Here is a 6,497-nt window from a genome sequence, read left to right on the forward strand (position 1 = left end):
GCAGTTCCACGTCGACGCCCGCGCGCAGGGCCGCCGCCGCGGCCTCGGCCCAGTCCCCGGCGATCCCGTGCAGGGTCTTGAGGAAGGCGATGCCGAAGTAGTCGGCGACGACCGTGCCCTCGAAGCCCCAGGTGTCGCGCAGCAGCCCGGTGAGGAGGTCCTCGTCGGCCGCCGAGGGGATGCCGTCGGTGTCGGTGTAGGCGTGCATGACGGAGTCGGCTCCGCCCTCGACGACGGCCATCTCGAACGGCGGCAGCAGGACGTCCGCGCGTTCGCGCGGGCCCATGCCGACGGGTGCGAGGTTGCGGCCGGCGCGGGAGGCGGAGTAGCCGGCGAAGTGCTTCAGGGTGGCGACGACACCCGCCGAGCCCAGCCCCTGGACGTAGGCGGTGCCGATGCTGCCGACGAGGTAGGGGTCCTCGCCGATGGTCTCCTCGACCCGGCCCCAGCGGGCGTCGCGCACCACGTCCAGGACGGGCGCGAGGCCCTGGTGGACGCCGACGGAACGCATGTCGTGGCCGATGGCGGCGGCCATCCGGCGGATCAGGTCGGGGTCGAAGGTGGCGCCCCAGGACAGCGGGACGGGGTAGGCGGTGGCGCCCCAGGTGGCGAATCCGGCCAGGCACTCCTCGTGGGCGAGGGCCGGGATGCCGAAGCGGTTGGCGGCGGTGATCCGGCTCTGGGTGCGCAGCAGGGACAGCGCGCCGAGCGCGGGATCGACCGGTGCCGTGCCGAACGGCCGGGTCAACTGGCCGAGCCCGGCGGGCAGCAGGGCGTCGAGGTCGACTGCCTCCTCCATGTCGTGCTGGTGCGGGGCGACTTCACCTCCCTCGTCGGACGCGCCGACCCACACGCCGTACAGCTGGGCGGTCTTCTCCTCCAGGGTCATCGCGTCGATCAGCGCGGAGACGCGGGTGCCGATGTCCTGGGTCGGGTCGTTCCAGAGGGGGACTTCGGGGGTGGTCTCTACGGCCACGTTGGCGGTCACTTTCCTCCCATGCCCATCAGGCCCTGGACCAGGGCGCGGCGGGCGAACAGGTAGACGAGCAGGACGGGCACCATGGACAGCGTCACGGCTCCCAGCAGACCGGGGATGTCGACGCCGTGCTCGGTCTGGAAGTTGTACAGACCGAGGGTGATCACCTTGGTCTGGTCGGACTGGGTCAGGACCAGCGGGAACAGGAAGCCGTTCCAGGCCTGGAGGGCGGAGAACACCACGATCGTGGACAGCCCGCCGCGCGAGAGCGGCACGACGAGCTGGAAGAACATCCGCCTCGGGCTCGCCCCGTCCATCGTCATGGCCTCGAACAGCTCCGGGGAGATGTCCCGCATGGCCCCGCTGAGGATCAGCGCCGACATCGGCAGGCAGAACGCCGCGGTGGGCAGGATGACGCCCAGCAGGTTGTCGTACAGGCCGGCCTCGCTGATCAGGTAGAACATCGGCACGATCACCGCCTGGGCGGGGATGGCGAGGCCCAGCAGGAACAGCCGGAAGATCTGCGAGGTGATCCGGGAGCGGCTGCGGACGATCGCGTAGGCGAGCGGCGGTACGAGCAGCAGCACCACACCGATGACGCAGACGGTGACGATGATGGTGTTGAGGAAGTACCGGCCGAAGCCCGAGTCGAACGCCCCGGTGTAGTTGTCGAAGGTGAACTCGTCGGGGAAGGACACGGGGCCCTTCTTGGCGTAGTCCTGCCGGGTGCGCAGGGTCGCCGCGAGCATCACGTACAGCGGCAGGCCCACCAGAACGAGCCAGACGATCGAGCCCGCTCCGGCGAGGTAGTTGGGGCGGCGCCTCATGACACCCCCTCCATGTCGCTGCGCATCTTGTCGTAGCCGGAGACGCGGACCACGATCAGCGAGACGATGGTGGCGGCGACGACCAGGCACAGGGCGATGGCCGAGCCGGCTCCGAAGTCGAAGCCCTTGAAGGCCTTCTGGTACATGTAGTAGGCGCTGATGGTGGTGTCGGTGCCCGGTCCGCCCTGGGTGAGGATGAGCACCGTCTCGAAGGTGGTCAGGCCGCCGACGATCATCAGGATCATCGAGGTGACGATCGAGTTGCGCAGCTGCGGCAGGGTGATGTGGAAGAACTGGCGGAAGCGCCCGGCGCCGTCGATCTCCGCCGCCTGGTACAGCACCGGCGGGATGGCGCGGGCGGCGCCCTGGTAGATGAGCGTGTGGAACGGCGTGAACTGCCAGGTGCTGACGAAGGCGAGGACACCGATGGCGGTGGCCTGCTTGCCGAACAGGTTGCCGTCGCCGAACAGCCAGGTCATCCGTGCCGGGATGCCGAAGTTCGGGTCGAGCAGCGCCCGCCAGAGCACCGACACGGCGGTGGAGGACAGCAGCAGCGGGATGAAGTAGATCGCCGACAGGACGGCGCGGTTGCGCTGGTGTCCGGCGGCCCAGACGCCAAGCACGATGCTCAGCGGGGTCTGCAGGGCCACGCCGAGGGCGGTGAGCAGCAGGGTGAGCCAGATGCTGCGGATCATCACCGGGTCGTCGAGGATCCGCTTCCAGTTGTCGGTGCCGACGAACTCGGGTGATCCCAGGCCGTTCCAGCTCATGAAGGACAGCACCGCGACCATGATCAGTGGTGCGATGGCGAAGAGGGTGAAGAACACGGTGGCGGGCAGCGCCCAGAGAAAGCCGGGGCGGGTGCCGCGGGCGGCGTAGGAGTCCTCCGGCCGCCGCCGGGCCTTACGGGCGGGCTCGGCGGTGGGCGGGGCGCTCGTGAGCTGTGTGGTCATGAGCGGATCATTCGGTCGGGAGGGCCTGCATGGCCTTGATGAAGCCGTCCTCGTCGAGCTGTCCGTTGAAGAACTGCTGGACGGCCTGGTGCATGGAGGTGCTGGCGGTCTGCGGGTAGGCCTGGTCCCAGGACAGCTGGAAGGTCTTGGCCTTGGCCACCAGGTCGTACTGGAAGCGGGAGTACTCGGGGCTCGCCGACTTGTCCAGGAACCGCGGGGTGGTGGTGGTCGTCGGCAGGTTGCCGATGGCCAGCTGGGCCTTCACGAACTCGTCGGAGTACATCAGCTTCAGGAACTCGGCGACGGCCTCGGGGTGCTTGGTCTTCTTCAGCACCGAGTAGAAGTTGTTGGTGTTGCCGACGACGTCCGAGGGGTCGCCCTTGCCGGCGGGGATGGTCGGGAACGGGCCGTAGCCCAGGCCCTTGGCGGCGAAGTCCTTGGCGTCCGTCTGCTGCTGCGAGTAGTACCAGGAGCCCATCAGCTCGAAGCCGGCCTTGCCCTGGGCGACCAGGGCGGGCGAGGAGCCGTTGGTGTACTTCACCGAGTCGTAGTTCTTGCCGAACGCGCCGGCGTCGACCAGTTCCTTGAGCATGCCGAGCGCCTTCTTGCTGTCCGCGCTCGCCCAGGCGTCCTTGTCACCGCCGAGTGCCTTCTGGAACAGCCCCGGGCCGGCGACCCGGTCGTAGACGTACTCGAACCACATCAGCGTCGGCCACTGGTCGCCACCGCCCAGGGCGATGGGGGTGACACCCGAGGACTTCAGCTTCCTCACGGCGTCGAGGAGTTCGTCCCAGGTCTGCGGCTGCTTCACCCCCGCCTTGGCGAGCACGTTCTTGTTGCTGAACAGCAGCACCGGCTGGGTGCCGCGCATGGGGACGCCGTAGGGCTTTCCGTCCACGACGGAGCTGTTGTAGACGGTGGGCAGGAACTTGTCGTCGAGGTTGGGGTCCTTCTTGATGAAGTCGTCCAGCGGCATCAGCAGCCCCGCCTTGACGAAGGGCTTGATGCTGCCGCCGCCCCAGTGGAAGAAGATGTCCGGTGCCTGGGGCGTGCTGATGATGGTCTGCAGCTTCTGCTGGTAATCGGCGCCGGGAATGGTGTCGAGGACCGCCTTGACCTTCGAGGTCTTGTTGAAGGTGTCGACGATCTGCTTCTCGACCTTGTTGCCGGAGTCACCGTAGACCAGCACGTGGATCTTGCCGTCGTTGGAGGAACCGCCGCCGCTGCCGTTGCCGCACGCGGCGAGGGTCGCCGCCAGGGCGAGGGTCGCGCCGCTGGCGACCACTCTGGACATCCGTGTACGCATGGGTCATCCGCCTTCCGAAAGTTTCGGTATAAGAGCCGAAAGTCCTGCGGCTGGACAGTAGGAGGCGAGGGAAGAAATGGTCAACGGTCGTGCACGTACGCGGCCAAACCGTTACCCGGCGTCCGTGCCCTATGCTGCGGGCATGCGCGAAGAAGCCCAGGTCGGTCGGAGAGTCACCCTGGCAGCCGTGGCCAGAGAGGCCGGCGTCTCGCTTCCGACAGTTTCGAAGGTGCTCAACGGTCGTTCGGATGTGTCACCGGCGACCCGGGCCAAGGTGGAGCGCCTGCTGGAGGCGCACGGCTATCGCCGGCGGACGGCGGGGGCGCCCCAGGCGCCGCTCATCGAGATCGTCTTCCACGAGCTGGAGAGCGTGTGGGCGATGGAGCTCATCCGCGGGGTGGAGAACGTCGCCAAGCAGAACGACGCCACGGTGGCGCTGACCGAGAGCGGGACCCGGCAGGCGCCCGGCCCGGAGTGGATCGGAGGTGTCCTGCGCCGTCGCCCGCTGGGCGTCCTGCTGGTCTTCTCGACGGTGCCGGAGGACGTCAAGCGCCAACTGCGCTCACGGGCCATCCCGTTCGTCATCGTGGACCCGGCGGGCGATCCGGACCCGGACGTGCCGTCCGTCGGCTCGGCCAACTGGGCCGGGGGCATGGCCGCGACGCGTCACCTGACCGACCAGGGGCACGAGCGGGTCGCCATCATCACCGGCCCCGAGGACCTGATGTGCTCGCTGGCCCGGCTGGACGGATACCGCTCGGCGATGGCGATGGCGGGACACGAACCGGATCCGGCGCTGGTGCGGTTCGGCGACTTCCACGTCCAGGGCGGCTTCGAACACGCCATGGACCTGCTGCGGCGCCCGGACCGGCCGACGGCGATCTTCGCCGGCAGCGACCTCCAGGCCCTCGGCGTCCTGGAGGCGGCCCGGGTCCTGGGCCTGAGCGTCCCCGGGCAGCTGTCGGTGGTGGGCTACGACGACGTGCCCCCGGCCCGCTGGTCGAGCCCGCCCCTGACGACCGTCCAACAGCCCCTCCAGCGCATGGCCGAGGAGGCGGCGCGCATGCTGCTGCGGCCCAAGGACGCCCGGAAGTCGGCCCTGCGCATCGAACTGGCCACCCACCTGGTGATACGGCAGAGCACGGCTCCGCCCGCGGGGAGGTGACGGGGCGGGGGGCGAGGGCGGCCGGCGGGGTGGGCGTGAGGACCGGGGCGCGATCCGTACCGGTCATTCCACAACCGAGGACCGGTGTACCCGGGCGCCGGTGGGCACCGGCCCCGATGGGCGCCGCCCGGCATCACCACCGGGGCGATGCACCGCCCGACGGCATCGCCCTGCCGTCGCCGCCGGGGAGAACCCCGCCGCACAGGACGAAGCCGGCCGCCGGAGACCGCTCGGAAGCGGCGCCGACGGCCGGCGCACGGGAACGCGGCCACGCCGGGAACCCGCATGCCTGATGCCGCGCGGGCTCCCGGGGGCTGGAGGCTCCTTTACGCGGCGGACCGCGGCCGTGCCCGGCCCGTCAGTTCCGACTGGAGCACGCGGTACGCGGGCTTGGGGCGGTAGTTCTCGTCGAACAGGTTGGCCGCGCCCTCGCCGGGGAACGTGTCCGGCACCCAGGAGTACTTGTCGGTGAAGCCCCAGACGGTGAACGAGATGCAGTGCCGGGCACGCAGGCAGGCGTCGAGCAGGCGCCGGTAGCCCTCGGCCTGGGTGGCCAGCTTGCCGTCGTCGGCCGGCGTCTCCATGCGGACGTCCGCCTCCGTCACGGCGGTCGCCAGGCCGAGCTTGTCGAAGCGGGCGAAGTTGGCCGCCATGTCGGTGGGCAGGCCGTACTGGATGCCGAGGTGCCCCTGGAAGCCGACCCCGTCGATGGGCACCCCTTCGGACCGCAGCCGGCTCACCAGGCCGTACACGGCGTCGCTCTTCGGGCCCGTCCACTCGGTGTTGTAGTCGTTGTAGAACAGCAGCGCGTGCGGGTCGGCCTCGTGGGCCCAGCGGAAGGCGTCGGCGATGTAACCGGGCCCGAGCTCGCGCAGCCAGATGCTGTCGCGCAGGGTGCCGTCCTCGTTGAACGCCTCGTTGACCACGTCCCATTGCCAGATCCGCCCCTTGAAGTGGCGGACGGTGTCGGTGATGTGGCGGTGCAGGATCTCCCGCAGCTCATCGGGGGTGAAGTCGCCGGAGGTCAGCCAGGACGGCAACTGGTTGTGCCAGACCAGGACATGGCCGCGCACCTTCTGCCCGTGCCGGCGCGCGAAGTCGACGAGCCGGTCGGCGGCGGCGTAGTCGTACTCGCCCTGACGGGGTTCGATCACCTCCCACTTCATCACGTTCTCCGGGGTGACGGTGGAGAACTCGGAGCCCGTGAGCCGGCGGTAGGAGGCGTCGTCGGCGAGCGCGGACATGTCGACCGCGGTGCCGATCCGCAGGT

At 69.6% G+C, this 6,497-nt stretch carries 6 protein-coding genes; 1 reads left to right on the plus strand and 5 read right to left on the minus strand.

Annotated elements, in window-relative coordinates; all coding sequences use genetic code 11:
• From H5J33_RS19495 to H5J33_RS19510, 4 genes are all read right to left on the minus strand, one after another.
• Window positions 1-988: glycoside hydrolase family 3 N-terminal domain-containing protein (locus tag H5J33_RS19495; RefSeq protein WP_309485443.1), on the minus strand; the 988-nt coding region annotated here is incomplete at its 3' end.
• Window positions 985-1,803 (minus strand): carbohydrate ABC transporter permease, encoded by an 819-nt coding sequence (locus H5J33_RS19500; RefSeq protein WP_181796213.1) that lies wholly within the window; start codon window positions 1,801-1,803, stop codon window positions 985-987. The genes H5J33_RS19500 and H5J33_RS19495, both read right to left, overlap by 4 nt.
• A complete protein-coding gene (locus H5J33_RS19505; RefSeq protein WP_181796214.1) occupies window positions 1,800-2,756 on the minus strand; it encodes a carbohydrate ABC transporter permease in 957 nt (318 codons plus the stop codon). Before H5J33_RS19505 ends, H5J33_RS19500 begins: the two co-directional genes overlap by 4 nt.
• A gap of 7 nt (window positions 2,757-2,763) precedes the next feature.
• On the minus strand, window positions 2,764-4,050 hold the full coding sequence (locus tag H5J33_RS19510; RefSeq protein ID WP_399552877.1) for an ABC transporter substrate-binding protein: 1,287 nt from the start codon (window positions 4,048-4,050) through the stop codon (window positions 2,764-2,766).
• 154 nt (window positions 4,051-4,204) lie between these two features.
• Between H5J33_RS19510 and H5J33_RS19515 the strand changes: the two genes are divergently transcribed.
• A complete protein-coding gene (locus tag H5J33_RS19515; RefSeq protein ID WP_181796216.1) occupies window positions 4,205-5,227 on the plus strand; it encodes a LacI family DNA-binding transcriptional regulator in 1,023 nt (340 codons plus the stop codon).
• Between the two features lie 326 nt (window positions 5,228-5,553).
• Here the strand turns inward: H5J33_RS19515 and H5J33_RS19520 are convergent.
• A partial coding sequence (locus H5J33_RS19520; protein ID WP_181796217.1) for an endo-1,4-beta-xylanase occupies window positions 5,554-6,497 on the minus strand: 944 nt, incomplete at its 5' end.

Origin of the sequence: Streptomyces sp. WELS2 (assembly GCF_013870595.1) — a bacterium.
Taxonomy (GTDB): Bacteria; Actinomycetota; Actinomycetes; order Streptomycetales; family Streptomycetaceae; genus Streptomyces.

What these genes read in the sequence shown, in the direction of transcription:
- H5J33_RS19510 (WP_399552877.1), bottom strand. Translation starts at nt 4,050, where the DNA reads ATGTCCAGAGTGGTCGCCAGCGGCGCGACCCTCGCCCTGGCGGCGACC.
- H5J33_RS19515 (WP_181796216.1), top strand. Translation starts at nt 4,205, where the DNA reads ATGCGCGAAGAAGCCCAGGTCGGTCGGAGAGTCACCCTGGCAGCCGTG.
- H5J33_RS19505 (WP_181796214.1), bottom strand. Translation starts at nt 2,756, where the DNA reads ATGACCACACAGCTCACGAGCGCCCCGCCCACCGCCGAGCCCGCCCGT.
- H5J33_RS19500 (WP_181796213.1), bottom strand. Translation starts at nt 1,803, where the DNA reads ATGAGGCGCCGCCCCAACTACCTCGCCGGAGCGGGCTCGATCGTCTGG.